At 35.0% G+C, this 24442-nt stretch carries 32 protein-coding genes; 8 read left to right on the top strand and 24 right to left on the bottom strand.

Annotation, left to right across the window (positions count from 1 at the left end; translation table 11 throughout):
* Positions 1-30: 30 nt before the first annotated feature.
* From QUF93_RS13245 to QUF93_RS13220, 6 genes are read right to left on the bottom strand one after another with little or no spacing between them, the layout of a single operon-like run.
* Positions 31-225, bottom strand: a complete 195-nt coding sequence (locus QUF93_RS13245; protein ID WP_289359073.1) for a hypothetical protein — start codon at positions 223-225, stop codon at positions 31-33.
* A complete protein-coding gene (locus QUF93_RS13240) occupies positions 226-546 on the bottom strand; it encodes a hypothetical protein (protein ID WP_289359072.1) in 321 nt (106 codons plus the stop codon).
* The gene (locus QUF93_RS13235) at positions 543-710 is read right to left on the bottom strand and encodes a hypothetical protein (protein ID WP_289359071.1); all 168 of its coding nucleotides are present in this window, start codon (positions 708-710) and stop codon (positions 543-545) included. The genes QUF93_RS13240 and QUF93_RS13235 overlap by 4 nt, the downstream gene beginning before the upstream one ends.
* Positions 711-720: 10 nt before the next feature.
* A complete protein-coding gene (locus tag QUF93_RS13230) occupies positions 721-990 on the bottom strand; it encodes a helix-turn-helix domain-containing protein (RefSeq protein WP_289359070.1) in 270 nt (89 codons plus the stop codon).
* Positions 987-1169, bottom strand: coding sequence for a hypothetical protein (locus QUF93_RS13225; RefSeq protein ID WP_289359069.1), 183 nt, complete (start codon positions 1167-1169; stop codon positions 987-989). Before QUF93_RS13225 ends, QUF93_RS13230 begins: the two co-directional genes overlap by 4 nt.
* A 29-nt stretch (positions 1170-1198) precedes the next feature.
* Positions 1199-1450 (bottom strand): helix-turn-helix domain-containing protein, encoded by a 252-nt coding sequence (locus QUF93_RS13220; RefSeq protein ID WP_289359068.1) that lies wholly within the window; start codon positions 1448-1450, stop codon positions 1199-1201.
* A gap of 195 nt (positions 1451-1645) precedes the next feature.
* On the opposite strand from QUF93_RS13220, the gene QUF93_RS13215 reads away from it, so the two are divergent.
* The 5 genes from QUF93_RS13215 (at position 1646) to QUF93_RS13195 (ending at position 5469) form a co-directional block, all read left to right on the top strand.
* On the top strand, positions 1646-2050 hold the full coding sequence (locus tag QUF93_RS13215) for a helix-turn-helix domain-containing protein (protein ID WP_242214914.1): 405 nt from the start codon (positions 1646-1648) through the stop codon (positions 2048-2050).
* Positions 2051-2171: 121 nt separating this feature from the next.
* On the top strand, positions 2172-2657 hold the full coding sequence (locus QUF93_RS13210; protein WP_289359067.1) for an ImmA/IrrE family metallo-endopeptidase: 486 nt from the start codon (positions 2172-2174) through the stop codon (positions 2655-2657).
* Complete coding sequence (locus QUF93_RS13205) at positions 2654-3766, top strand: site-specific integrase (protein ID WP_289359066.1); 1113 nt, start codon at positions 2654-2656, stop codon at positions 3764-3766. Before QUF93_RS13210 ends, QUF93_RS13205 begins: the two co-directional genes overlap by 4 nt.
* Before the next feature lie 79 nt (positions 3767-3845).
* Positions 3846-4160 carry a thioredoxin family protein gene (locus tag QUF93_RS13200; RefSeq protein WP_289359065.1) on the top strand — a complete coding sequence of 105 codons (315 nt, stop codon included), beginning with the start codon at positions 3846-3848 and terminating at the stop codon, positions 4158-4160.
* A gap of 427 nt (positions 4161-4587) precedes the next feature.
* Positions 4588-5469 (top strand): cation diffusion facilitator family transporter, encoded by an 882-nt coding sequence (locus QUF93_RS13195; RefSeq protein ID WP_289375346.1) that lies wholly within the window; start codon positions 4588-4590, stop codon positions 5467-5469.
* Here the strand turns inward: QUF93_RS13195 and QUF93_RS13190 are convergent.
* The 5 genes from QUF93_RS13190 to QUF93_RS13170 form a co-directional block, all read right to left on the bottom strand.
* Positions 5459-6094, bottom strand: coding sequence for a phosphatase PAP2 family protein (locus QUF93_RS13190; RefSeq protein ID WP_289375344.1), 636 nt, complete (start codon positions 6092-6094; stop codon positions 5459-5461). The two genes, QUF93_RS13195 and QUF93_RS13190, sit on opposite strands and share 11 nt — an antisense overlap.
* Before the next feature lie 77 nt (positions 6095-6171).
* On the bottom strand, positions 6172-6927 hold the full coding sequence (locus QUF93_RS13185) for a sporulation protein (RefSeq protein ID WP_289375342.1): 756 nt from the start codon (positions 6925-6927) through the stop codon (positions 6172-6174).
* Complete coding sequence (locus tag QUF93_RS13180; RefSeq protein ID WP_289359060.1) at positions 6909-7730, bottom strand: serine/threonine protein kinase; 822 nt, start codon at positions 7728-7730, stop codon at positions 6909-6911. Before QUF93_RS13180 ends, QUF93_RS13185 begins: the two co-directional genes overlap by 19 nt.
* On the bottom strand, positions 7730-7912 hold the full coding sequence (locus QUF93_RS13175; RefSeq protein WP_289359059.1) for a hypothetical protein: 183 nt from the start codon (positions 7910-7912) through the stop codon (positions 7730-7732). The genes QUF93_RS13180 and QUF93_RS13175 overlap by 1 nt, the downstream gene beginning before the upstream one ends.
* 110 nt (positions 7913-8022) lie before the next feature.
* Positions 8023-8202, bottom strand: coding sequence for a YozD family protein (locus tag QUF93_RS13170; protein WP_002012644.1), 180 nt, complete (start codon positions 8200-8202; stop codon positions 8023-8025).
* A gap of 149 nt (positions 8203-8351) precedes the next feature.
* Between QUF93_RS13170 and QUF93_RS13165 the strand changes: the two genes are divergently transcribed.
* Entirely contained in the window at positions 8352-8507 is a 156-nt protein-coding gene (locus QUF93_RS13165; RefSeq protein ID WP_002018281.1) for a DUF3930 family protein, read from the top strand.
* Between the two features lie 4 nt (positions 8508-8511).
* Here QUF93_RS13165 and yodN read toward each other — a convergent pair whose 3' ends face one another.
* From yodN to QUF93_RS13115, 10 genes are all read right to left on the bottom strand, one after another.
* Positions 8512-9174, bottom strand: coding sequence for a germination protein YodN (gene yodN, locus QUF93_RS13160; protein ID WP_002119090.1), 663 nt, complete (start codon positions 9172-9174; stop codon positions 8512-8514).
* A 269-nt stretch (positions 9175-9443) separates the two neighbouring features.
* Positions 9444-9659, bottom strand: a complete 216-nt coding sequence (locus tag QUF93_RS13155) for a YozE family protein (protein ID WP_002119089.1) — start codon at positions 9657-9659, stop codon at positions 9444-9446.
* Between the two features lie 72 nt (positions 9660-9731).
* Positions 9732-10004: a YokU family protein gene (locus tag QUF93_RS13150; protein WP_002119088.1), complete on the bottom strand. Its 273-nt coding sequence runs from the start codon at positions 10002-10004 to the stop codon at positions 9732-9734.
* Positions 10001-11422 (bottom strand): lysine 2,3-aminomutase, encoded by a 1422-nt coding sequence (gene kamA / locus QUF93_RS13145; protein WP_289359058.1) that lies wholly within the window; start codon positions 11420-11422, stop codon positions 10001-10003. The genes QUF93_RS13150 and kamA overlap by 4 nt, the downstream gene beginning before the upstream one ends.
* A gap of 210 nt (positions 11423-11632) precedes the next feature.
* Positions 11633-13018, bottom strand: a complete 1386-nt coding sequence (rocR, locus tag QUF93_RS13140; RefSeq protein ID WP_087952667.1) for an arginine utilization transcriptional regulator RocR — start codon at positions 13016-13018, stop codon at positions 11633-11635.
* A gap of 227 nt (positions 13019-13245) precedes the next feature.
* On the bottom strand, positions 13246-14145 hold the full coding sequence (ablB, locus tag QUF93_RS13135; protein WP_289359057.1) for a putative beta-lysine N-acetyltransferase: 900 nt from the start codon (positions 14143-14145) through the stop codon (positions 13246-13248).
* Positions 14142-15410: a peptidase gene (locus tag QUF93_RS13130; protein WP_088058603.1), complete on the bottom strand. Its 1269-nt coding sequence runs from the start codon at positions 15408-15410 to the stop codon at positions 14142-14144. Before QUF93_RS13130 ends, ablB begins: the two co-directional genes overlap by 4 nt.
* Positions 15411-15425: 15 nt before the next feature.
* Complete coding sequence (locus tag QUF93_RS13125) at positions 15426-16088, bottom strand: CoA transferase subunit B (protein ID WP_002119078.1); 663 nt, start codon at positions 16086-16088, stop codon at positions 15426-15428.
* On the bottom strand, positions 16073-16771 hold the full coding sequence (gene atoD / locus QUF93_RS13120; RefSeq protein WP_002085805.1) for an acetate CoA-transferase subunit alpha: 699 nt from the start codon (positions 16769-16771) through the stop codon (positions 16073-16075). The genes QUF93_RS13125 and atoD overlap by 16 nt, the downstream gene beginning before the upstream one ends.
* Positions 16768-18078 (bottom strand): aspartate aminotransferase family protein, encoded by a 1311-nt coding sequence (locus tag QUF93_RS13115; RefSeq protein WP_289359056.1) that lies wholly within the window; start codon positions 18076-18078, stop codon positions 16768-16770. The genes atoD and QUF93_RS13115 overlap by 4 nt, the downstream gene beginning before the upstream one ends.
* 801 nt (positions 18079-18879) lie before the next feature.
* On the opposite strand from QUF93_RS13115, the gene QUF93_RS13110 reads away from it, so the two are divergent.
* Positions 18880-19629, top strand: a complete 750-nt coding sequence (locus QUF93_RS13110) for a DUF4397 domain-containing protein (protein WP_088058601.1) — start codon at positions 18880-18882, stop codon at positions 19627-19629.
* Positions 19630-19662: 33 nt separating this feature from the next.
* Here the strand turns inward: QUF93_RS13110 and QUF93_RS13105 are convergent, their stop codons facing one another.
* Entirely contained in the window at positions 19663-20796 is a 1134-nt protein-coding gene (locus QUF93_RS13105; protein ID WP_087946733.1) for a BA2291 family sporulation histidine kinase, read from the bottom strand.
* A 239-nt stretch (positions 20797-21035) separates the two neighbouring features.
* Between QUF93_RS13105 and QUF93_RS13100 the strand changes: the two genes are divergently transcribed.
* Positions 21036-21428, top strand: coding sequence for a YueI family protein (locus QUF93_RS13100; protein ID WP_088058600.1), 393 nt, complete (start codon positions 21036-21038; stop codon positions 21426-21428).
* 35 nt (positions 21429-21463) lie between these two features.
* On the opposite strand, the gene QUF93_RS13095 is transcribed toward QUF93_RS13100, so the two are convergent.
* Both QUF93_RS13095 and QUF93_RS13090 read right to left on the bottom strand, forming a co-directional pair.
* On the bottom strand, positions 21464-22888 hold the full coding sequence (locus QUF93_RS13095) for an aldehyde dehydrogenase family protein (protein ID WP_289359055.1): 1425 nt from the start codon (positions 22886-22888) through the stop codon (positions 21464-21466).
* A 144-nt stretch (positions 22889-23032) separates the two neighbouring features.
* Complete coding sequence (locus QUF93_RS13090; protein ID WP_289359054.1) at positions 23033-24388, bottom strand: hemolysin family protein; 1356 nt, start codon at positions 24386-24388, stop codon at positions 23033-23035.
* Positions 24389-24442: the final 54 nt, after the last annotated feature.

Below are 24442 nucleotides of genomic sequence, written 5' to 3'. Positions count from 1 at the left end.
CAAAAGGAACCCATTGCCGTGGGTTCTTTTTTATTCCCCTGCAACAAACCTCGTTGCGTGCCGCTCTAAAAACTTTTCGGCACAATCTTCACAAATTAAACTTCCTTCGAATTCGTAATACGTCATTCCAAAGTACAATTCACCTTCACAATCGCTACAAAAATGTTCGAAGTTTTTTTTGCATGAATCGTGGTGATTTCCTATTACAATTGGATTTTCTAACATTCAACTCACCTCCTCACAAAGGGTTATATAATGGGTACGTTCAATAACTGATGCTTCCATTCCCTGACTCCTTAACCGCTGAATGATTTTAAGAATGTTCTTACGGTCCCTTTCGTGTTCCGTATCGTGCTTTTCTTTCGCTCGATACAGTGTTGCAAGTTCCCTTCTAGCTAACCGTGCTTCCTTAATCCATGTACAAAGTGCAATTGGATCACGTTGCTTTACTGCTTCAATTTGCATTGTTTCGCAATATTGTAAGAACTTAATAAGTACTTCTTTCTTTTTCATGTCCTTTGGCAGAACTGGTGCTGTATTACTCATACCCTTTTCCCCTTTCGTAATTGTTCATTTTCTTGCTCCAGCTGTTCGATCTTGTCAATTGTTTGAACGATGAAATCTATCAATGCCAAACCTCCGCCGAATACCACGAAAAACACTGCAACCATCGCAAGACTTAATGGACTTTCAATTAATGCTGGATTCATTAAATACCTCCTATACGATTTTTTCTGCTTGCTTTTCTATCCACTCATAAAATTTATGAGTAATGATCATCCACCGCTTCCCTTCCCTAAATGCCGGAAAGCCATCAGTTTTAACAATTTCATACATTCTGTTCTTACCAACTCCTAAAATCTCCATCGCTTCCTCTAAAGTAAGTAAAGGCTTTTGGTTAACAACTTGTGACTGTTGGCTTTGAAGAATTTCTATTAAAGGTTGGATTGCTTTTGTCACTGCTTGTTGTATTTGCTCCTCAATACTCATTTGCTCCCCTCATTCCTTTGAATATGTGTTTTTTCACAATCTAAATTTTGTATTAGTTCCAGTAACTCTTGAACCGCGTCTTCTTTCTTATAATTTGGATCGTTATCTAATGCGTAGGTAATATCCATTAGTTTCATTTGAAGATGTATAACACGATACAATTCTTGGATTTGATTCATAATATTAGCTCTCCTTTCGTAAATCAGTGTTACTTTACAAACTCACTTTCCATTTCTTCTATAACGGATTCCGTTAGTTCATCGTCAAAAAAAATAGATATTGGTACATTTAAAGCGCCCGATATTTTCTTTAATCTTTCTACATCTAAACGAACATCTTTGTTTACAATATGTCTATATCCTTGAAGAGATAAACCAGTTTTATTTGCTATAAAAGTCTTAGTAACCCTTCTTGCCTTTCGAATCTTTTCTACATTTTCTATAACTAATATCTTAAACACCACCTTAAATAACGTTATCCGTTACATTTAATATACTAACGATTTCCGTTATAGTCAATTTCTTTTTTATTATTTTCTCAAATTCCGTTAGTTATGTATCGAAATCCGTTAATTTTAGTTAAAATTAATGTATTGGTGTGTTACTAACTAACTTATACAGTTATTCATATACAAAGCATAGAGAGGTGAACTATCTTGAAAAATGGAATTGGAGAAAGAATTCGCGAGGGAAGAAAACGAATAAATAAGACTCAAAAAGAATTAGCTATTCACATGAAAGTATCACCTCAAGTAATTTCCAACTGGGAAAGAGAGTACACATATCCTGACCCTGATGACATAGTTGTTTTATCAAACATTTTAGGTTGTTCAACACATTTTATAATTACTGGTGAGGAAGAAGCGATACCCACTTCTTCAACAAATGAAAAGCACTATGATTCCCTTAACGAAATTTCTAGGCATGTCAAACAACTTGGTATAAACGACATGGGATTCTTTGATATAGAAAAGTGGAAAAACCTCTCTCCAGAGGATGTGGAAATGATTAAACGTCATTTTGATATGGTTGTAGAATTAGCGGAAAAACGTAGAAAATAAAAAATATAAATGGAAGTTTTAATGAATTTTATACTAATCAATAAAAGCCCACTTCACGGGCTTTTATTTTTACAGTAAAATAAGAACAAACGTTCCTATTTTTAACAATGAGGTGAAATTCATGGACTGGTCGTATCACACTACCCTACTAGAAGATTGGATAACTACATTTTATCAACAGCTTGGAATTTTAAAGCCAAGTGACTTATGTATTGAAAAAATCGCTCAGCTCTGTAATATCATACTTTTAAAAGATGACATTGACTCGTACTACATAGCAAATAATTATTTAAAAATGATTGTTATTGATTCACGCTTATCTAAAGAAAAACAAAAAGAAGTATTTTTCCATGAATTATGCCATATCCTGCGCCACACTGGTATACAAGGGATTATGCCTAATGCTTTTCGCGAATTGCAAGAGTGGGATGCGGTTCGTTTTACCAAATATGCAGCTATCCCCTTCCATATGCTAAAATATATTAATCCTGCAAAGGATACTATGGTCGCTGATATGTCTGAAGTGTTTCAAGTTACTCCTGAATTATGTAAGCAGCGTCTTACACAAATTCAAAGGAAAATACAAATCAAGGAGTGTTTAACATGAAAGGGCATATTCGCAAAAGAGGAACAAAGTGGTCAATAATTATTGATATCGGTCCTGATCCAGAGACAGGGAAACGAAGACAGAAATGGTTTTCTGGGTATAAAACAAAAAAAGAAGCACAAGCCGACATGGCTAGAAGAATCGTAGAAATAGAAGAAGGCTCATATATTGAGCCCACAAAAATGAGAGTACGTGAGTTTTTCCTTCAATATCTTGAAGCAAGGAAGATAAATCTTCGAGAAACCACGTACTACAACTATCGAAAACATATTAACAATCATATTATACCAAAACTCGGAAACATTCCAATGCAAAAGTTAAAAGGTATAGATCTTGAAAAGTTCTATGGTGATTTATCTGAATCTATGAAGCCTATTACAGTTCGAAGTATTCACCAAATTGTTAGAACGGCTCTCAGCTACGCTGTACGTCATGAGATTATAAAAAGAAACGTCGCTGATGTAGTAAGCCCTCCTAAGGGTGAAGAAAAAACCGTGAACACTTGGTCAGAAGAACATGTACTTTGCTTTTTGGACAACGCAAAAGAAAGCCGGTACTACATTGCTTATTTACTTGCTATCACTTGTGGCATGCGCAAAGGTGAAATTTTAGGGCTCCAATGGAAGGATATTGATTTTGACAGACGGACCTTATCTGTTAATCGTTCCCTCTCGCATATTACCAAAGAGTTTCATGAACCTAAAACATCTTCAGGAAAGAGATTAATTGTTTTGCCTGAAATTACTCTGCTGGCTCTTCAAAAACATTTTCAAAAAATAATAGAAGAAAAAGAACGTTATGGCGATGGATATAATAATTATGATTTGGTTTGCCCAACCTATAATGGTAACCCATGCAATTTCAGAAGTTTGACACAGCTCTGGAAAAAGCTTATAAAGAAAAGTGGGGTTCCTGATATTCGTTTCCATGATCTAAGGCATACCCATGCAACATTAATGTTGAAACAAGGTATTCATCCGAAGATTGTCAGTGAACGATTAGGGCATAAAAGAGTAGGTATCACATTGGACACCTACTCACATGTTGTACCAGGCCTACAAGAAAAAGCAGTCGAAGATTTTGCAAACAATCTATTTCAAAAACACTAATGTTTGCAAAATGTTTGCAATTACGGATTTTGCATAAAAATACTAGCTTATCCGTGTGACATTGAGAGGAGTCAAAAACATGAGAGAAATCAAGTCTGACAAGGAATTCAAAGACATCATCGCAGGCGAGGAGCCAGTAGTTGTTAAATTCTTTACTACATGGTGCCCAGATTGCGTGCGTATGGACAACTTTATCGGAGATGTAATGGAAGAGTTCAATAAGTTTGAATGGTATTCTATTAATAAAGATGAGTTCCCAAGTATTGCTGAAGAATATCAAGTAATGGGTATTCCAAGCCTACTTGTATATCAAAATGGTGAAAAATTAGGTCACTTACATAGTGCGAATGCAAAAACTGAAGAGCAAGTTACTGAGTTTTTAGAAGCATACTAAAAAACGAAAAAACCTCTGATAATTTTTCAGAGGTTTTTTAATTTATTTTCAAAATGTTCTTTGTATTCGTTTCTTTATGCCATTGAACATAATAATGCTTTTTTCCTCTTCTTATCCAAGAAATTTTTTTATCATTCCTTATATATAAGTCCCACAAAGAATTACAAACGATCATTTTGTGAAAAATATATATGAAAGGAATTATGCGAATCATTATTCTCGCCACTTTCTCCTATGCCATAATCATCGTTAATTGTTTAACAACTTTCCGCTTTGTACTTTTCAACATTTTTTTCCTTAACGAAACTTTGTTATCCCCTTCTTAAAAAGCTATAAAACGTCAACAATGTTTGTATAGACCCACACGAGTTTCGTTTGATACTCTATGTATAGAAAGAAATTCCTTATAGGAAGGTGAGTGATTAAAATGGATTCTCTTTCTCATAAAGAAGCTGATAAAGGTGCTATTGTCAGCATTATGGCCTACATATTTTTATCCTCTTTGAAAATCATCATCAGTTATATTACCCTCTCTAGCGCATTACGTGCTGATGGATTGAATAACTTAACGGATATTGGTGCTTCTTTAGCAATATTAATTGGCCTAAAAATTTCTCGTAAGCCTCGTGACCCAGATCATCCATATGGGCATTCGCGTGCAGAACAAATCGCATCACTTGTTGCTTCTTTTATTATGGCAACGGTCGGATTAGAAGTTGTGATTAGTGCAATTCAATCGTTTTTAACTCCGAAACAAGCAGCGCCTAATATACTAGCTGCGTGGGTTGCTTTATTTTCTGCCATCGTAATGTATTTCGTATATAAATATACGAAAAAGATTGCGATTCAAACAAAGAGTAAGTCGTTAGAAGCCGCTGCAAAAGATAATTTATCAGATGCTCTCGTAAGTATTGGTACAGTAATAGGTATTGTCGGATCACAGTTCAAAATGCCTATTTTAGACCCTATTGCTGCTTTAATTGTCGGTCTTATTATTTGTAAAACTGCATGGGAGATCTTCGTAGAAGCTTCTCATATGTTAACTGATGGAATCGATCCAGATAAGATGGAAGAGTACGCTGATGCTATTGAACATATTGGTGGCGTGGAAAACATCGTAGATATTCGCGCTCGTATGTACGGGAATCAAACGTACGTTGATATTACAATCGAGGTAGATGCTCGTATGGATGTTGGTGAAAGTCATTGTATTACTGACAACATCGAGGCTATGCTTCGGAAAAAGTTTGGCATTTACCATGCACACATTCATGTTGAACCAATGGAAAAAGAACCTATTATGACATAGGTTCTTTTTTAATGAACGTTTTATGAAATATAACACATAAAACGAGCCAGCTACCGCCCGCTGCCCATCCGGCTAATATGTCAGATGGATAGTGCACGCCAAGATAAATTCGGCTAACTGAAATAGATAATACAACGAAGCTTGCTATAAAAATAATCAGCAACTTTTTATGCAATGAAATACGATCTTCTGTAATTGTGACGTATGCAATAAATCCTAAAAAAGCAGTAGCATTCATCGTATGACCGCTCGGAAAGCTATATCCAGTTGCTGTAACAAGCTGCGTCACATCAGGTCGTGCCCGTTCATACCATAGTTTGAGCATACTGTTCAAATAACGTGATCCGTAATAATTAATTGTTAGAAGTAATGCACTTAATATTTTTTTTCTAAGAAGAAAATACATTACAAGTATAATGAGTAACGGGAAATATATTCTTTTTGAACCGATAAAGGACACCCAAGTAAAATAGGTTGTCAAATACTCGTTTCGGAAACTTTGAATAAAGTGTGCGACTACATTATCAAATTTTTCAATACAAGCGGTATGATACGAAAGTGATAGTGCGACAAAACAAATGAGTAGTGTACAACTTAACAAGTATAAATGTCGATATCGTTTCACATACATAACCTCACTATGCAAAAAAATGGAGCGGTTGTTTTAGTTTTCCTCTCCATTTCTTTTTTATGCATAGTTTATTAAAAAATATAATTATTAATTTTTTGCTGCATCGCCGGGATATCTTCGCTTGTTACTGTAAAGCGAATAACCTTCTCATCAAGATCAAGAGCTTCTGCGAATAAACCAGCCAATCCACGTGATTTTCTATCTACTTCCATAATAATTTCTAATCGGTCGTGGGCACTTGGCAAAATTAATAATTCTAATTCATCTAATTTCCCATAATACTCTCCGGAAACTGGAATAAACTCAAATTCTTGCGCGAATGGAACTTGCTTGCGTAATCGATACGGTAATTCTTCGCATTCTATATGACGCACTTTAAAACCTAATTGATTTACACTATCTAATACACTGTTCAATAGTGCATTCGGCAACACTTGAATATAATCACGGTCACTTGGATCAATACTACGTTTAATATCAAGGCCTGTATGAACCCAAACCGTTTTCATTCCAAGTGTTAGTGGTGCTTCAATTGGCATTAAAAACGAAAATGGAATTTCCACTTTTTCATTTGGCTCTACAGAAAATGGATCTGTTAAACGAACTCGCTCTAAATCATACGTTGCCGTTACTTTTTTATCATCTACTTCTCTTACATATGACGTCGACAACGTTAAGTAAATGCTTTCAATTTGTTGGCTAACTGAACCTCCAGTTATATGAACCTTCCCTACTATCTCTTCTCCAACTATATACTCATCTTTTTCAAGAACAGTATCTACTTTTGCACTACCAATACCAACGCTTGCTAAAAACTTTTGAAACATGGAGTCTCCATCCTTTCTAAAGCAAAAGCTACATCTTTTTTTAAATCTTGTACATTCTCATAGTACGGTGTTTTTATTTGTAACATTCGCATAAGTATTTCACAATTATAATTTTCCAAAGTTAATTCTTCATACCATGGTTTTTCATGTTTTTCAGTAGATTCATATCCTGCATATAATAAAAATAACGAGAAATGACCAAGAGCATAAAAATCACTTCGAAAGTGAACTTCTCGCATCAAAGCTTGTTCGCCTTCATAAGTTGTAGCTCGCTCATCACCCTCACCTTTAAATTTAGCCAAACCAAAATCAATAATACTAATTTGATTTTCTTTCAATAATATGTTCGGAATACGTAAATCTCGGTGAATAATACCTTTACTATGAAAAACCGAAACAATTCCTAATATTTCATATAAAATTTCAAGTACTTTACGTTCTGTATATATATGCCCATCTAAGAAAATATAATCTTCGAAATTTTTACCAGGCATATACTCCATCACAAAAAAGCTCTTTTTCTCCCATATGAAACCATCATACAGACTAGGAATTGCATGATGATTTAATGTTCGTAAAATCATCTTCTCCTGTTCAAATGATCTTCTACCAGACTCGTATCTTTGTTTACTTTGTCTTAATTGTTTTAAGACTTTATATCTATTTATTTGCAAATCATTAACAACATATGTAACCCCATAACTGCCCATTCCAATTACTGATTCAATCTTATAACGCTCTGCAACGATTGTATTTTTCCGCAGTGGTCTATCAAATATAGCTAGTACACGACGCCATTTCATCAGCTACTTGAAAAGAAGCTACGGCTTTTACGTTTTCTTTTATAATGATGATGCCCATAATCAGATGAACGTCGCTTATAATCGCTACTTGAATAAGAGCGCCCTCTACGGCGATAATCACTACTCGAATACGAACGATATTTTTTCCTTCCTAATAAGGAATCAATAATTTTTTTGAACATCCCTTCACCTCTTGTATAAAATTTTCTTTTAATTATACCAACAATTCTTGTCTATATTTGTGACAAGTTTGTAAAGAGTAAAAAACGACGAGTTAAGCCCGCCGTTACTTTCAATCTTCCTCTTCATCAAAAACTTCATCAATCATGCATTTCTCTAATAAATACTCAAATGTAATATCTGCCAGGTCCTCAATTTCTTCTCTTTTTGGAACGTACCCTCTTTCAATTAGTCGCTCATAAAAAAACTCCGCAATCTCTTCCGTGTCAATTACGACTTCAATCTCCTTCATGAGCATCACTCCTTTATTTCTGTTTTATGAAAAAATCTCAAAATTATGTATATGAGATTAGAAAAATAGTTTTTTCTTTTGTATAAGTCATATCATGTAGGCAAAGGGCATACGATGTTAGTACAAGCTATCCAAAGGGGGAAATAATAATGGAATACCAATACGAAGTAGAGCAAACAAAAGAAGAGTTCATGCATGAAGATCAATGGGCAGACTCTCTTATTAAATGGCTTTTTATTTTTTTAATAATTGTAGGCATACCTTATACTGCATATGTTGTTGTTCAATTTATTCTCTCTTTCTAGTTAACTATTTTTTCTCTGTCAATTTAACTAAATAATTTTGAACAACATCCATAACAATTTTATATTCTTCATCTTTAAATGTATCGAATAATAAATGATAATCATTATAAATATCTAATAACCCATCAATAATTTCTTGGCGATTCGTCTTTACACTTACTTTTTTCGAATTGTTAATCGACTTCAATTTTCCTAAATCCAATTTATTCATACCAGCTTTATCTTGTTTCATTTTCTTCAAAATTGCATTTGCCGTTTGGGCATTGGCAAGTAATGTTAAATCCGATTCATCAGCTTCTAACCATTCACCATCAGTAATTCGTGACAATTCATATATTGTATCTTCCCATGCATCATTTTTATATCTCCATACTTCTGTACGAAAACCAACAATACGAAAAACATCTTTATCATATCCAGTTACTTGCACAAGATCACCAAACGTAAAGTTATAATTTAATTCAATCCACTCTGTGTCGCCCTTTTTCATTTCCTGCTCTGTTACATGCTGCAAAGTTTGTTCTACATAAAATCCATCATGATTATTTACTTCGTATACGTAAACTCCATCTAAAATCTTCATATTTGTAATTTTTCCAACGGTTCCATATAGCGTAATCACGACTATGTCCCCTACGTTATATTTAGGTTGTTTTTTCCTTGCCATCTATATCTCTCCTTTTTTAAACGTCGTGATTTTGATAACAGTATATGCAACCTACATAAAAACGCTTATCACAGAAGCTTATATTCATAAATTTTTTCAATAAATAAAGTAGAATTTGTATATAACTCAAAAAAGCTAGTATTTAAACTAGCTTTTTTGAGTTATGTTCTAACAGCAAGACGTATTGTAAATAAAAAACATAATGAATACTTCACTTCTTTCAAAGTAATGTATTCATTATGTTTTCATTTTCCTAAAACTTCATATCGTTATCTCTCTTGTATATATAAATCCCATGCTTCATCAAATATAGACATACTTTCTAGCATTCCACTTAACTCTAAATATGAACTAATTACATCATAGTCTTCAGATTGCTTCGGAAAACTTAAATCATCATACATCGCCTCTGCTAAATCTGATATTTCATTTTTAAATAAAGCTGCACGGTGCTTCATCATATAATGGTAAAATGTCTTTTTCAAAAATATTCCCTACCTTTCTAACTTGGGTACATTATACAAGGCGAAAAAGAAAAAAACCAGCATAAAAGCTGGTTAAAAGTCGAAATAATTCCTTTTTAATAAACGTGGTCTTCCCATCAACTCTTCGTATGTTAATTGTTTTGGCAAATCTTTCGTATAAATTAAAAACAACTGATCTTCAATTTCTTTTACAGTATGGTCTGATTGATAGTCCATTCCACATGAGGAACAAGTAATACATGGTGTCTCTTGGATTTCAATGGCTTTCGTACCATCAGGTAATTCCCAATATACAGTATTCAAGCTTTCTTTCGCTTCTGTACTGTCACACCACATACAATTCATACTGCATCACCCTCAGTTTTTTTGTCATTTTCTTCTAATTTAGCCATTTGCGATTGATATTTTTTATCTTTTAATTGGTCTCGCTTATCACGTTTATCTTTTAAAGATGCATGAGTTTCATTATCTTCATAGTCTTTACGACGGTTCATACGCTGTAAATCGTCTGGGACAAGGTTAAATTTCTTATCACTCATAAGACCTGCAATACCAACATCTGAACGTTTTTCTTCGTAGTTCGGATAAATTTCTTTAAAGTAACCTTCAGCTCTTCCTGGAATGTAGCTCTCTGGTTCTGGATACGTTGTAATAACCCCTTCAAAGTTACGAAGAACAACTTTATCCGCACTTTGTGAAATTAAATAGTTTGGCTGAAGCGCAATTTTCCCGCCTCCGCCCGGTGCATCGACAACGAAAGTTGGTACTGCATAACCAGACGTATGTCCACGTAAGCCCTCAATAATTTCTAATCCTTTAGAAACTGGTGCACGGAAATGACCGATACCTTCTGATAAATCACATTGGTAAATATAATATGGACGAACACGAATTTTCACTAAATCATGCATAAGCTTTTTCATAATTGGAACGCTGTCATTAATTCCAGCTAAAATTACAGCTTGGTTTCCAATTGGCACACCTGCATTTGCAAGCATTTCACATGCTAATTTCGATTCTTCTGTAATCTCAATAGAAGTGTTAAAGTGTGTATTTAACCATACTGGATGGTATTTTTTAATAATATTACAAAGATTTTCTGTAATACGCTGCGGGAATACAACTGGTGCTCTCGTACCGATACGAATAATCTCGACATGCGGGATTGCTCGTAAATTCTTTAATACATATTCTAAAATTTTATCATTAATTAGAAGTCCATCACCGCCAGAAATTAAAACGTCACGTACTTGTGGTGTTTCACTAATATAAGCAATCGCATCATCTAATTGCTTTTTCGGTACGCCCATTCCAATTTGTCCACTAAAACGACGACGTGTACAGTAACGACAATACATAGAACATTGATTCGTTACTAAAAATAATACGCGGTCTGGATAGCGATGCGTTAATCCTGGAACTGGTGAATCTTCATCTTCATGAAGAGGATCTTCTAAATCATATTTTGTTTTATATAACTCTTCCGAAATCGGTACTGATTGCATCCGAATCGGACAGCGTGGGTCATCAGGATTCATTAGCCAAGCATAGTACGGTGTAATGTTTAACGGGATCGTTTTCGTTGAAATTTTAACACCTTCTTCTTCTTCAGGTGTTAAGTTAATTATTTTCTTTAAATCATCTAAAGTTTTGATCGTATTCGTTAATTGCCAAACCCAGTCATTCCATTGTTCTTCTGTAACATCTTTCCATAATTCAATATCCTTCCAGTGACGATTTGGTTTGTATACATCATGTAACATTGCTATTCCCCCTTTTTATACGCTCATCCTTTATATAAGCAATAATTATGCCAACTTCATATTCTTAATAAGTAAATGCGAGAAATACCCTATTATATAAGAGAATAAATATTTTTAAGTGCTGTACTAAAACGATATTTACTATCATATTTATTACTTGTTATATATGTAAACGCTCTTTCATTGGTGCAAACACACAAAAACCGCCGATTATTCGGCGGTTTTGTCGTACTTGCTCAGTTTATATTGAAGCGTTTGACGCGGAATACCTAACATTTTTGCTGCTTGCAAAATATTCCCTTCCGTTTCAATTAACGCTTGATCTATTAATTCCTTTTCCGTTTGATGCAGAGCTTCCCTAAGCGGTAATATACTTTTCTTCTTTGGAAGTTTCTCTTTCCGAAATGTTCGTGGTAAGCAATTTGCTGTTAACGAATTCCCTTCCGTAATAATGACAGCATGTTCAATCGTATGTTTTAACTCACGAACATTTCCAGGCCATTGATAAGCTTGTAACCTTTCTTTCGCTTCCTTATCAATTTGAAGTACACCTTTTTTATAACTTTTATTATATTCTTTCAAAAAGTAAGACGCTAATAACAGTACATCCTCAGTTCTTTCGCGAAGCGGCGGGATATATAATGAAAACACATTTAATCGATAGTATAAATCAGTGCGAATTTTATTTTCTCTTAAACATACTTCTGGAGGCTGATTCATTGCAGTAATAACGCGAACATCTACTTTTCTCGTCTTATTATCACCAATGCGACGAATAACTCCATCTTCTAATACACGTAGCATTTTCGCTTGTAGATCGAGTGGCATTGAATTAAGTTCATCTAAAAACAATGTTCCTCCATCTACAAGTTCAAATAATCCTGCTCGTTCAATTGCCCCTGTATAGCTTCCTTTTGTAGTTCCAAACAATAAACTTTCTAATAACGACTCTGGCAAAGCTGCGCAGTTTTGTGCAATAAATGGCTTGTTTTTCCGTTTAGAAGCTTCATGAATTGCTTGCACAAATAGCTCTTTCCCTGTTCCTGTTTCACCATATATTAAAACATTTGCATCAGTTGGGGCTACTTTTTGAGCTAACTCTTTCGTCTGTTTAAAGCGGGAATCATTTGTCACAATTGTCTCGAATGCAACATGCTTTTTCACCATTTTTTTGCTAGTCGACCGTTTTATTTTCGATTGCAAATCTACGATTGTGTCAGTAAGCGTTTGAATTGTAGAATAATCTTTCGCAATTTCAACAGCACCGGCAATATTTCCATCTATAAAAATAGGTAGCGTCGTATTTACCGTACAAACGTCTTCCCCATTTAAATTTTGATAATGCTGAACTTGATGTACAATCGGTTTTTTCGTATGTAACACTTTCATTAGCGTACTCGTTTCCCTAGATAATGAAGGGAATGCTTCCAATAAATGTTTTCCTAACACATTCTCAATTTTCGATCCATCATGTTTTGCAGCAACTGTATTATAAAAGATTGTAATACCATTTTCATCCACTGCATGTATTGCCTCATCAATACTGCCCAAAATCGCTTCAATGACTTCTTGTGTCGAAACTGCTAGCAATGTCATCCCTCCTTTTGCCGAAAATTCAGCAAATTAGACGCCGAATTTCCGGCACCCCTCTGTGCGATTATAAGCATGAAGATTTCGTTTTCTTACTTTTACAAAATCTCCATATATTTCTATTGCTTATTTATGGTTAGATAAAGTGAAACTTTAATCAGTTGGGGCTTTGTTCATCCCCATTGATTATTAACCTTCACCAATTGGGCTTTTACGAGCAGCCCGACTCCCACCTAACTTCTTTGCTTTACAGCCGAATTTTGAGGCGGGAGTCTTACTGCTTTCGAATAGCTGGATAAATCTTTCACCCATATATTCATATCTTCCAACTTATCAAAAATGTAGCAATTATTCGCGAGCCTTCCCGTATATGTATAGCCTAATTGATGAAAGGCTGCATTCATACCGAAAGATAGCGAGCGAGCAATTGTATAAGAACAAAAAATAGATTTTTCTTGGAGCTCTTCTTCCAACTTAATTAACAGACTTTTCATGAAACCATGTTTTCGATATTCAGGTAATGTAGCACAATTCGTTAATTCTGCATTACCTTCTTTCACGTTCATTTCAGCAGATGCTGTACTAATAATTTTCCCTTCGAATTCATAAACATAGTAAATTGTATCGTCTTCCTTCATCGTTTCCTTTACATAACTCGCTTCATTTAAAGGTGTCGGATAAACTTCAAATACTTTTCCAAAGACAATTGCTAATTCTTCCGCATCCTCTTCTGTCGCTTTTCTTAACACAAATTCTTCTGGGACTATTTTTTCTTTCACTTCTTTTGCTTTTACACCACTTAAAATGGTATCTTCCTCAGTCCAATGAATACTATTTCGTCTTTCATCATTATGATATTTCACGAAGAAATGCGCATCGTGTCCTTGAAAATAATGAGGTATCGTTGCTTCCAGTAAGAAACCGAAAGAGAGCCATGTTGAAACATGCTCTCCCTTTCCTTTAATAATACATTTAGTGAAAGAATGTTTCTCTGCTAATTCATCAATTGTTTGTATAATACGTTCAACATTTCCTGTATAGTGATCAACTCTAACACGTTTATTAAAATAATCTAATACCCCTTCTACTGTGTAATGCTTTGTCTGTTCACTAAAAGATTCATAGTATTTCATTTCTTCACCTCACACCAATCTAGTAATGTACATGCAATTATTTTTGCGGCAGCAATCATTTTATCAATTTCTATATATTCGTTTGGATAATGTGCTACTTTCGTCTCTCCTGGACCAAATACTATCGTGGGTACGTTAGCGATTTGTGTGAACAAACCTCCATCTGTCCCCCATGGCGAAGCTTCTATAATCGGTTCGTTCCCTTCAATTTCAACAAAATTATGCCCAAGCGTTGTAATAAGTGGATGATTTTCTTCTAGTTCACCAGGAACCCATCTCGCTCCAAACCATTCTACTTCTACAGGATTTGTTACAAACCAACTATCCACTTCTTTTAATTCACCAATCCAGCCTTCAAACTCTTCTTTTGCTGCCTCTATAGTCTCATTCGGCGCAATACCACATCTTCCTTCTAAAATTAATGAATCGGGAACAGAACTTGGCCAGCTTCCCCCTTCAATTTTCCCAACATTAATTGGAATTGGAATCGGAATACCCTTAAATAACGGATCTGTAATTCGACCATTTCTCTTCTCTTCTAATTTTCTCAAATGATCTATAACAAACATACTTTTTTCAATTGCACTTACTCCTTCATAACGTGTACCACCGTGTGCTGCTTTTCCTTTTATATGTAGACGAAACCACATTGACCCTTGTTGTTTCGGAAAAAACTTCATATTCGTCGGCTCAGGAATAATAACGCCATCTGCCTTATATCCTCGTAAAATAGCGGCTAATGTTCCTGCCCCACCACTCTCTTCTTCTATTACACTTTGAAAATGTATATCACCTTTTAGTTCAATACCAGATTCAATAATCGCTTCCATCGCAAGCATAAGTGAGACATTGCCGCCTTTCATATCTGTTGTTCCACGTCCGTATATGCGGTTTCCTATTTTCTCTCCACTATACGGATGATGGTCCCACTGATTTACATCCCCTTCTGGCACAACATCAATATGCCCGTTTAAAATCATAGATTTCCCTTCGCCACTTCCTTTTAAAGTCGCTACAATGTTTGGGCTATCTGTAAAACTTGTACGAGGTGACACGAAATAAGGGTGATCTTTCATTTCATTAAAAGCAGGCTCCCAAATATCAAGGTCTAGACCTAACTCACGCAACTTTTCAATAACAATTGCCTGTGCACCACTTTCATCACCAGATACGCTCTTTTCTTGAATTAATCGTGTTAAAAATTTTACGCTCTCTTCTTCATGACTCTCAATATAATCACAAACTTGTTTTTTTAATTGCTCCATATATTACAACTCCCCTCATTCAATTACTAGTAAATTTGAGCTTATGTGAAAATCAGCTGTCGTATGTCGTTTTACATCTTCTACAGTGTACGGACTCATTAATTCTTGTAAGACAAGTCCTCTTGGAGTCACTTCCATGACAGCCATGTCTGTAATAATTAAATCTACACATTTTTTCGAAGTTAATGGTAATGTACATTCCGAAACAATTTTTGCATTTCCGTATTTATCAACATGATTCATCACAACAACGACCCGCTTCGCTTTTTGCGCTAAATCCATCGCTCCTCCAATACCTGGAACGCGTTTTCCTGGTACAATCCAGTTCGCTAAATCACCATTTTCACTTACTTGTAACGAACCAAGTATCGTAACATCAAGTAATCCTTTTCGAATCATACCAAACGCAGTGCAGCTATCGAAATAACTTGCTCCTGTAATAAGAGATGTTGGTAACCCAGCTGCGTTACATAAATTCTCATCTTCATTCCCTTTACTTGGCGTTGGTCCCATACCAACAATACCGTTTTCCGCGTGAAACATAACACTCATATCTTCTGGCAAATGATTCGGTACAAGCGATGGAATCCCAATACCTAAATTTACAAGCATACCATTTTGAATTTCTTTCGCTGCACGTCTTGCAATCTTATCTCTCACTTCTACGCCCATACCCATTTCCAATTCACTCCTTCCGATGGCACGATATAATTTACAAATACACCTGGGACGACAATTTCTTCTGGATCTAAACTTCCAAGTGGAACAATTTCTTCTGCTTCTACAATTGTTATGTCCCCAGCCATAGCTACGTGCGGATTCATATTACGAGCACTTTTATCAAATACAAGATTGCCAAACGGATCCGCTTTTTTCGCATATACAATTGCGACTTCAGCCGTTAAAGCTGTTTCAACTAAATATGTCTTCCCATTCATTTCAACTGTGCGTTTTCCTTCTTCTACAATCGTATCCACACCAACGTCAACTAAAATACCACCAAGCCCTACACCACCAGCGCGAATACGCTCTGCTAGTGTTCCTTGCGGAGAAAATTCAATTTGCAATCTTCCTTCATTTAATTGTCTTCCCGCATTTGGATTTGACCCAATATGAGAAGTAACTAAAGATTTAACCCTTTCATTCGTAACAAGACGACCAATTCCTACATCAGGAAATCCAGTATCATTTCCTATTAAATTTAAATTTGTAATGCCTTTATCTAAAACAGCTTGAATTAAAGATGGAGGGGATCCTATCCCTCCAAATCCCCCAAACATTAATGTCATATCATCATGGAACAAAGAAATTACTTCCTCTATTTCTTTTAATTTACCGAATGTATTTGTAATAGTTGTCATACGATACTATGCCCCCCTTTTTGCATCATCTCTTCCACGCTCTTTACAAAAATTGAAAGTAATTCATCTAACTCGGAATATGTAGTTGTCATTGGTGGTGCAACAAGCAGTGCACTATCCTCTTTCCCTGCTTGCCCTGAAACAGCTTGGTATAAGAGCAGTCCATTTTTAGCTGCAACTGAAATAAGTTCCGACGCTTTTGTAAACGGTTGCAATTCTATTCCAATTAGCAATCCTTTTCCACGCACATCGGCAATGATTGTGGATTGCTGCTGAACTTTCTGTAAACCTTTTATTAAATACTCTCCCTTTTCTGCTGTTTTTTCAGGTAGATTATGTTTTTCCATATATTCAATAACAGCTAAAGCCGTTGCTGCAGACAATGGATTTGCACTTAGCGTATGCCCACTCATAACAGAACGTGACCCACGTAAAATTGGCTCCATAACTCGGTCACTAACAATCGTCGCTGCCATCGGTGTATATCCCGCACCTAATCCCTTACCAAGCGTCATAATATCTGGTTCTACACCCCAATGTTCCATCGCAAACCATGCACCAGTACGGCCAAGCCCAGTCATTACTTCATCCGCAATAAATAAAATATCATAATGACTACAAATATCTTTAATGACTTTATAATATTCTTTCGGCGGGACAACCGCGCCTCCAGCTGCTCCAATAATCGGTTCAGCAATAAAAGCCGCAATATGCTCTGCACCAATTCGATCAATTGATCTTTCGAGTTCAGTCGCACAAGCAAGCTGACAAGTTGGATATACCTTTTGCATCGGACATCTGAAACAATATGGAGCTGGAATAGTCGGATAATCTTCCAAAATTGATACGAAACGTTGTCTACGTAGCGGATGCCCAGACATAGATAAAGCTCCCATCGTAATACCATGATAGCTCATCCATCGCGACAAAATTTTGTGTTTCCCTTGAATGCCACGCTCCTGAAAATGCTGAATTGCAATTTTCATAGCTGTTTCATTTGCCTCCGTACCGCTATTCACAAAAAAGCTCCAGTTCAAATCTCCTACACTTAAATCACTTAACTTCTTCGCTAATTTTTCAGCTGGTTCACTCGTAAACTGTGATCTATAAACGAAAGCAATCTCCTCTGCTTGCTTTTTAATAACATCTGCAATCTCCTTTACGCCATGCCCAATACCTGCCGTAATTGCTCCTGACGAACCATCAAAATATTTATTTCCGTTTTGATCATACAAATACACACCTTTTCCATGTGAAATCATTGGATACGGCTGACCAACAAGTGGTTTAATTAAGTAATCGCGCATAGCGCTCCCCCATTTCTCCAATTTGTATATATATATGAAGAAAATTGACGTTTCTTTCATAAAAAAGAACCCTCTGCACAAGCAGTGAATTTATCAAAAAACTATTATAAAATATACAAATGAGTGCTAAATATTAATTATAAAACAGAAAATTCAGAATCTAAAACGAAGACCAACCCTTATCCTTACGCTTAAATACCCCTCCCTGATTTAAGATAACAACAAATCGAATATTTTTTTAACATAATATCAGCTTCCCTCAATTGCTGACATTGTGTAAACTTCGACGGAACTCCCGTTATTATCCTTCCTATTATCCTACTTTATATTGCATATTTTCAAACAAAATTCGACATTTTACTTCGCCACATTTATCGTAACTATTACTTGAAAAATAGTATCATCTGTTTAGAACAATAAAAAAAGAACCGATTAACCATATTAATCAGTTCGGCACGACGCTCTTTTATCGGTATTACCTTATCCAACGCATCACTAAAATTAATAGAAATACTCATAATACAAATCCATAATTCGTCCCACAGCCTACAGCACCAAATCCTCCATAACTTCATTCCCAATAACTATTGGGATATCACATCCCAAGGATTCCACTCCTTCCATCAAAGTCAAACTACCTTTCCTTTATAATTTATGTAGGACAATTATCGATTTGTATGTGTGTTTGCCTATAAATAAAAAAATCCCTATTTTAACTTTTCCTTCTAGAAAGGCAAGTTTTTTGCATAACCTCTTTCTAGCTTCGCATATATTTGTAATGATGATAAAGGAGGAATATTCATGACTCAATCCGAAATTGAAAAATACGGACAAGAAGCTGCACGTTACGAACAGCTCGCTCGTTACTATCAATATAGCAATCCTAAAAGATATGTAGAACTCTATATGAAATACCATGATGCAATTACAAAACTTGTACAAGCATATGAAAAGAGAGATTCACAAGAAGCGACTTTACCGTCACATATGAGAATTTTTCACACAGCTCCCCATACACCAGCAGTTGATATTATAATAAACGGACAAAAGGTTATTAAAAATATTTCTTTTAAACAATTCAGTCCTTATTTATCATTAGTGCAAGGTAAATACCGTATTGATATTGTCCCTGTCGGAAACGAAACTCCAATATTCTCAGCATTAGTACCAATAATGGGGAATCACACTTATACCCTTGCAGCGGTCAATAGCGATAATCATCTCCAATTACAACCTATTATTGATAATACTCATTTACCATCTGGTCAAGCAAAAATACGGTTTGCACATTTTTCACCAGACACTCCAGTTGTAAATGTAAATTTAAAAGATGGGGATCATTTATTTGAAAATGTACTCTTTAAACAAATAACAGATTTTTTACAAGTTAGCCCTGGTACAGCAGATATTGAAGTTTCACTTGCTGATACAAAAGAAGTACTATTAACCATTCCGAAATTCAACGTTGAATCAAATACAATTTACACAATTTCAATAGTAGGTTATTCAACTAAGGATCCAAAGTTAGAGGCCGTTATACTTACAAATTAAAACAGTCTACACCATTCATATGGTGTAGACTGTTTATTTTTGGAACGCAATTTGAAATTCTGTCCAATCATGATTCGAACGACACAATATGGATCCGTTATGTTTTTCTACAATTTGTTTACATACGAACAATCCAATACCAGTACCTAGCTTTTTAGTAGTTACAAATGGCTCAAAAATGGTTTCTACATTTTCTGCTGGAATCATCGGCCCATTATTTTTAATAACAATGCGAACATCCTGATCCTCTTCAAATACATCAATGATAATTTTCCGCTCTTCTTTCCTTGATTCCAAGGCATCAATCGAGTTCATTAAAATATTTAAAACTACTTGTCTCACTTCACTCCGATAACCAACGAGCGGAATTTGGTACAGCAAATTCTTTTCAATCGAAACATTTGCATTCACTAAACTCGGATACAAAAACTGTATAATATCTTGAAACAAGTCATTCAGCCAAAATCGTTCAGATTCATTCCACATTTCTTTTTTCGATACAAGTAAAAATTGCGAAATCCTAAAATTTAATTGATCTAATTCATGCGAAATAATATCTAAATACGATAGATTAGGATGGTCCGTCTTCAATAGCTTTACAAATCCCATAATCGAAGTTAGCGGATTACGAAATTCATGCACAAAACTAGCCGACATTTGCCCTAAAATCGTAAGCCTTTCTTTATGTGTTTCATTTATATATTGCTGTTTTTCTTCTAAATTTCTCGATATAATTTCTGAGTATTTTAAAACGGTATAATAAATTAATTTGTCAAAACAAGTATGTATTTTGGCCATAATCGGTTTCAATTCACGAGCGCTTACATCCAATTCGCACATTGCTTCAAAAAGTTCATTTCTTCCCACATTTGCATTGTAGACAAAATCTCCAATATTCACATCTGCCCCTGCACGCTCAATGGCAATTTTCTCACATAATGGCTGAAGATAATCAATGTCTTTATCTTCCATAATAAGTTCGATAATTAACTCTAATAAATTTTCTCCATTTTGAACTACCTCTTGTTTAAATGGATCTTTTTCGGAAATTATCATTTTGTTTTTCCAGTTCTCTACGAATTGGTGCCTGTTGTTTTTCAAGTGCGAACAAAATACTTCTTTAATATCCTTATCGATTGGAAAAACCTCCATTCCCTCCATTTCCATACGACGAACACCCTTTATATTTTGAATATTAACACAAAAAATACATTTCGTTAATAGATTATTGTCACATTTTGTTAATTTCTGTTGATAAAATTTATTTTTCCGTTCTTAATTTAATAAGTTGTATTCATATATCCCTTTTTCCTTCTCATTTTTTTAATTATTTTCCTGTTCAAAACTACTTTTTTTGCATCCTTTTTAATTCTTGCGTACAATAAGAAGTGAAAGGTGTGAAAAATATGGTAAATAAAAATGTGGAAGACTATCTCCAAGAAGGCATATATGGCCAAAAGCAAAACAAACCAGAAGAACGTAATATGTACTTAACTACATTACGTGAGCGTGTAGAAATCGCTTTAACAATCGGTCAAGTAATGCAAAGTAATGTGTATACAGAAGTAACAGGTAGCATACGTTCTTCTCAATCATTACAGCTATTCCTAAATGGTAGCATTGCTTACCCACATTTATCAAAATACATTAAATTAGCAAATGAAAAAAATGTTCCTTTTACAATTGTTCAAAATAAAGGAACAGAAACACCAATCGGTTTAGTACTATCTCATAGCACTGCTGTAGATAAAGAACACATTTATGTCGAAGATCATATTTTCAAACAAGAAATGAAGTAAAATAAAAGGTACACTTGATTAAAGAAGTGTACCTTTTATTTTTTAATACATATTAATTTCATTTCTGTCATTTCTTCTATTGCATATTTAATCCCTTCACGGCCTGTGCCACTCTCTTTCACACCGCCATAAGGCATATGATCTACCCTGAACGTTGGAATATCATTAATCATGACACCACCGACTTCTAATTCATCAATTGCACGCATTGCTTTACATAAATTGTTTGTAAATACACCTGCTTGTAATCCATAACGTGAATTATTTACTTGTTCTAAAGCCTCATCAAATTCTTTAAATGTATTTACAGTCATAAGTGGACCGAATACTTCTTGGCACTGAACAGATACATACTCTGGAACATTTGTTAATACAGTTGGTTCAAAAATCCTCGCATCATATTTTTTACCACCGTACAAAACATTTGCTCCTTCTTTTATAGCTTCTTGCACCCATATATCGATGCGTTCTACATCTTTTTTCGAAATTAATGCAGATACATCTGTTTCCTCATGAAGCGGATTACCTACAACTACTGTTTCCATCGCTTTTTTTAACTTCGTAAGAAATTCTTCCATTTTCTTTTCATGTACAAACACCCGTTGTACCGAAATACAAACTTGTCCATTGTTAACAAAAGCTCCCCATTTTACACGTTCAATAATCTCATCTGTTAACTCCACGTCTTCATCAATAATAACTGCAGCGTTTGACCCTAATTCTAGCGTCACTCGCTTTAATCCAGCTTTTTCCTTAATACCAATTCCAACTTTTGGGCTTCCTGTAAAAGTAATAGAAGCGACATCATCGCTCTTTACTATTGCTTCTCCTACAATTGATCCTGGTCCAGATATGATGTTGAAAGCGCCTTTTGGTAATCCTGCTTCTTCAAATAATTCCACTAATGCGTAAGACGATAATGGTGTTTGATCAGCTGGCTTTAACACAATTGTATTTCCAGCAGCAATTGCAGGACCTACTTTATGTGCTACTAAATTTAGCGGGAAATTAAATGGTGTAATAGCACCGATAACCCCTATTGGTTTTCGGATTGTATATGCAATACGTCCATCTGCACCTGGTGCTGCGTCGAGTGGTAATGTCTCACCATATATACGCTTCGCTTCTTCAGCTGCAAACTTATATGTTTGAACAGTGCGATCTACCTCTCCCCTTGCAGCACGAATCGGTTTTGCAGCTTCTTTTGCAATGATCTCTGCAAACTCTTCTCTTCTCTCATCCATTTTTTGTGCAACCTTTTCTAAAATAGTTGCGCGATCGTATGCAGATAATTTTTTCATTTCTTTCATTGCATTTTTAGCCGAAACTATTGCTTCCTTAACGTCATCTTCTGTACCTTGCGCAATCTCCGCTAATGTTTCTTCAGAGTATGGTGCATACAATGGTTTATACGTCCCTACTGATTTCCATACCCCATTTATATATAAATGCTTTTTCATAGTGGTTCTCCTTCCAAATATATGTATACAATAATACATTGCATTTATTTCACCTGGTGAAAGGTCTGACTTATGTAATTGTATCATAGCCCTAATACACCAAAAAACATTTTGCTCAAAAAAAACTCTGCTACAAAGCAGAGTTTACGAACTAATTTGTTCTTGGAGCGAAATCTTTTTTTCATCTCCTACAATAACAATCGATTCTGAAGGTTTCGTTACTTCCAATCTCTTAATATAGTGCCCATCTAATTTCTTCACACAAAACTTATAATTTTCAATGTCAATGGTATCTCCTTCGGCAATCTCAATATTTTTGGTTAGTATCCAGCCGCCGATCGTATCAACATCATCATCGTCAATAGTCAAACCTAATAATGCGTTCACTTCACTAACAAGTACTTTTCCCTCTAAAATTGTTTTCGTCTCACTAATTTGTTGGATTTCCGGTTGTTCATCAGTATCGAACTCATCTTGAATATCCCCTACAATTTCTTCTAAAATATCTTCAACGGTTACAAGGCCTGATGTACCACCATATTCATCAATTAATATAGCGATATGTGTTCTTTCTCTTTGCATCTTTAAAAATAGATCATGAATTGGGATAGATTCAATAACTAAAATAATTGGCCTAATATATTGCTCCACTGTCTTTTCACTAACAACTCGATGCTTCACAAAATCTGTAAATATATCTTTAAAATTCACAAAACCTATTACATGGTCCTTATCACCATCAACAACCGGATACCTTGTATATTTTTCATGAGACATTTTTTGTAAAGCCTCTTCAGCAGGCATTTCTTTATTTAAAATATTCATCTCTGTTCGTGGTACCATTATTTCTTTCGCAATACGATCATCAAATTCAAATATTTTATTTACATACTTATATTCAGATTGATTAATCTCACCATTTTTATAACTTTCTGAAACTAACAACCGCAATTCTTCTTCTGAATGCACTTCATCATGCCCTTTTGGTGGTTTCAACCCAAAAAACTTCGTAATTAACCGAGCTGATCCATTTAAAAGCCAAATGAATGGGAATGCAATACGATAAAAAACAATGAGTGGCTTAGCAACAAGGAAACTCACTTGTTCTGCTTTTTGAATCGCGAATGTTTTTGGAGCTAACTCTCCTACTACCACATGGAAAAATGTGATAAACAAAAACACTAAAATTATAGCGAAAATGTCTGCGAGTTGAGTAGGGACGTTCCAATTTGTAAACAACACATCAAACATGTGCTTTAGCGCAGGTTTACCAGACCACCCAATCCCAAGAGCTGTAACAGTTATTCCTAATTGACAAGCTGATAAATATTCGTCTAAGTTTGTAATGACTGTTTTGACAGATAGTGCACGATTATTTCCTTCTGCAATTAAATAGTCAATTCGTGAACTTCTCACTTTAACAATTGCAAATTCTGCTGCCACGAAAAATGCCGTTAAGGCAATTAAAACAATCACTATACTTATACTATATATGTCCAAATACTTTTCCTTACTTACAGTGTAAGCAAGGAAGCCACCTCCTACTTAAATTTA

It is taken from the genome of Bacillus hominis, assembly GCF_030348325.1.
Taxonomy (GTDB): Bacteria; Bacillota; Bacilli; order Bacillales; family Bacillaceae_G; genus Bacillus_A; species Bacillus_A hominis.
Note: the sequence above shows the minus strand (reverse complement) of the source record. Positions and strands in the feature narration are given on the sequence as shown.

What these genes read in the sequence shown, in the direction of transcription:
- QUF93_RS13245 (WP_289359073.1), bottom strand. Translation starts at nt 225, where the DNA reads ATGTTAGAAAATCCAATTGTAATAGGAAATCACCACGATTCATGCAAA.
- QUF93_RS13240 (WP_289359072.1), bottom strand. Translation starts at nt 546, where the DNA reads ATGAGTAATACAGCACCAGTTCTGCCAAAGGACATGAAAAAGAAAGAA.
- QUF93_RS13235 (WP_289359071.1), bottom strand. Translation starts at nt 710, where the DNA reads ATGAATCCAGCATTAATTGAAAGTCCATTAAGTCTTGCGATGGTTGCA.
- QUF93_RS13230 (WP_289359070.1), bottom strand. Translation starts at nt 990, where the DNA reads ATGAGTATTGAGGAGCAAATACAACAAGCAGTGACAAAAGCAATCCAA.
- QUF93_RS13225 (WP_289359069.1), bottom strand. Translation starts at nt 1,169, where the DNA reads ATGAATCAAATCCAAGAATTGTATCGTGTTATACATCTTCAAATGAAA.
- QUF93_RS13210 (WP_289359067.1), top strand. Translation starts at nt 2,172, where the DNA reads ATGGACTGGTCGTATCACACTACCCTACTAGAAGATTGGATAACTACA.
- QUF93_RS13205 (WP_289359066.1), top strand. Translation starts at nt 2,654, where the DNA reads ATGAAAGGGCATATTCGCAAAAGAGGAACAAAGTGGTCAATAATTATT.
- QUF93_RS13200 (WP_289359065.1), top strand. Translation starts at nt 3,846, where the DNA reads ATGAGAGAAATCAAGTCTGACAAGGAATTCAAAGACATCATCGCAGGC.
- QUF93_RS13195 (WP_289375346.1), top strand. Translation starts at nt 4,588, where the DNA reads ATGGATTCTCTTTCTCATAAAGAAGCTGATAAAGGTGCTATTGTCAGC.
- QUF93_RS13185 (WP_289375342.1), bottom strand. Translation starts at nt 6,927, where the DNA reads ATGTTTCAAAAGTTTTTAGCAAGCGTTGGTATTGGTAGTGCAAAAGTA.
- QUF93_RS13180 (WP_289359060.1), bottom strand. Translation starts at nt 7,730, where the DNA reads ATGAAATGGCGTCGTGTACTAGCTATATTTGATAGACCACTGCGGAAA.
- QUF93_RS13175 (WP_289359059.1), bottom strand. Translation starts at nt 7,912, where the DNA reads ATGTTCAAAAAAATTATTGATTCCTTATTAGGAAGGAAAAAATATCGT.
- QUF93_RS13170 (WP_002012644.1), bottom strand. Translation starts at nt 8,202, where the DNA reads ATGAAGGAGATTGAAGTCGTAATTGACACGGAAGAGATTGCGGAGTTT.
- QUF93_RS13165 (WP_002018281.1), top strand. Translation starts at nt 8,352, where the DNA reads ATGGAATACCAATACGAAGTAGAGCAAACAAAAGAAGAGTTCATGCAT.
- yodN (WP_002119090.1), bottom strand. Translation starts at nt 9,174, where the DNA reads ATGGCAAGGAAAAAACAACCTAAATATAACGTAGGGGACATAGTCGTG.
- QUF93_RS13150 (WP_002119088.1), bottom strand. Translation starts at nt 10,004, where the DNA reads ATGAATTGTATGTGGTGTGACAGTACAGAAGCGAAAGAAAGCTTGAAT.
- kamA (WP_289359058.1), bottom strand. Translation starts at nt 11,422, where the DNA reads ATGTTACATGATGTATACAAACCAAATCGTCACTGGAAGGATATTGAA.
- rocR (WP_087952667.1), bottom strand. Translation starts at nt 13,018, where the DNA reads ATGACATTGCTAGCAGTTTCGACACAAGAAGTCATTGAAGCGATTTTG.
- ablB (WP_289359057.1), bottom strand. Translation starts at nt 14,145, where the DNA reads ATGAAATACTATGAATCTTTTAGTGAACAGACAAAGCATTACACAGTA.
- QUF93_RS13130 (WP_088058603.1), bottom strand. Translation starts at nt 15,410, where the DNA reads ATGGAGCAATTAAAAAAACAAGTTTGTGATTATATTGAGAGTCATGAA.
- QUF93_RS13125 (WP_002119078.1), bottom strand. Translation starts at nt 16,088, where the DNA reads ATGGGTATGGGCGTAGAAGTGAGAGATAAGATTGCAAGACGTGCAGCG.
- atoD (WP_002085805.1), bottom strand. Translation starts at nt 16,771, where the DNA reads ATGACAACTATTACAAATACATTCGGTAAATTAAAAGAAATAGAGGAA.
- QUF93_RS13115 (WP_289359056.1), bottom strand. Translation starts at nt 18,078, where the DNA reads ATGCGCGATTACTTAATTAAACCACTTGTTGGTCAGCCGTATCCAATG.
- QUF93_RS13110 (WP_088058601.1), top strand. Translation starts at nt 18,880, where the DNA reads ATGACTCAATCCGAAATTGAAAAATACGGACAAGAAGCTGCACGTTAC.
- QUF93_RS13105 (WP_087946733.1), bottom strand. Translation starts at nt 20,796, where the DNA reads ATGGAAATGGAGGGAATGGAGGTTTTTCCAATCGATAAGGATATTAAA.
- QUF93_RS13100 (WP_088058600.1), top strand. Translation starts at nt 21,036, where the DNA reads ATGGTAAATAAAAATGTGGAAGACTATCTCCAAGAAGGCATATATGGC.
- QUF93_RS13095 (WP_289359055.1), bottom strand. Translation starts at nt 22,888, where the DNA reads ATGAAAAAGCATTTATATATAAATGGGGTATGGAAATCAGTAGGGACG.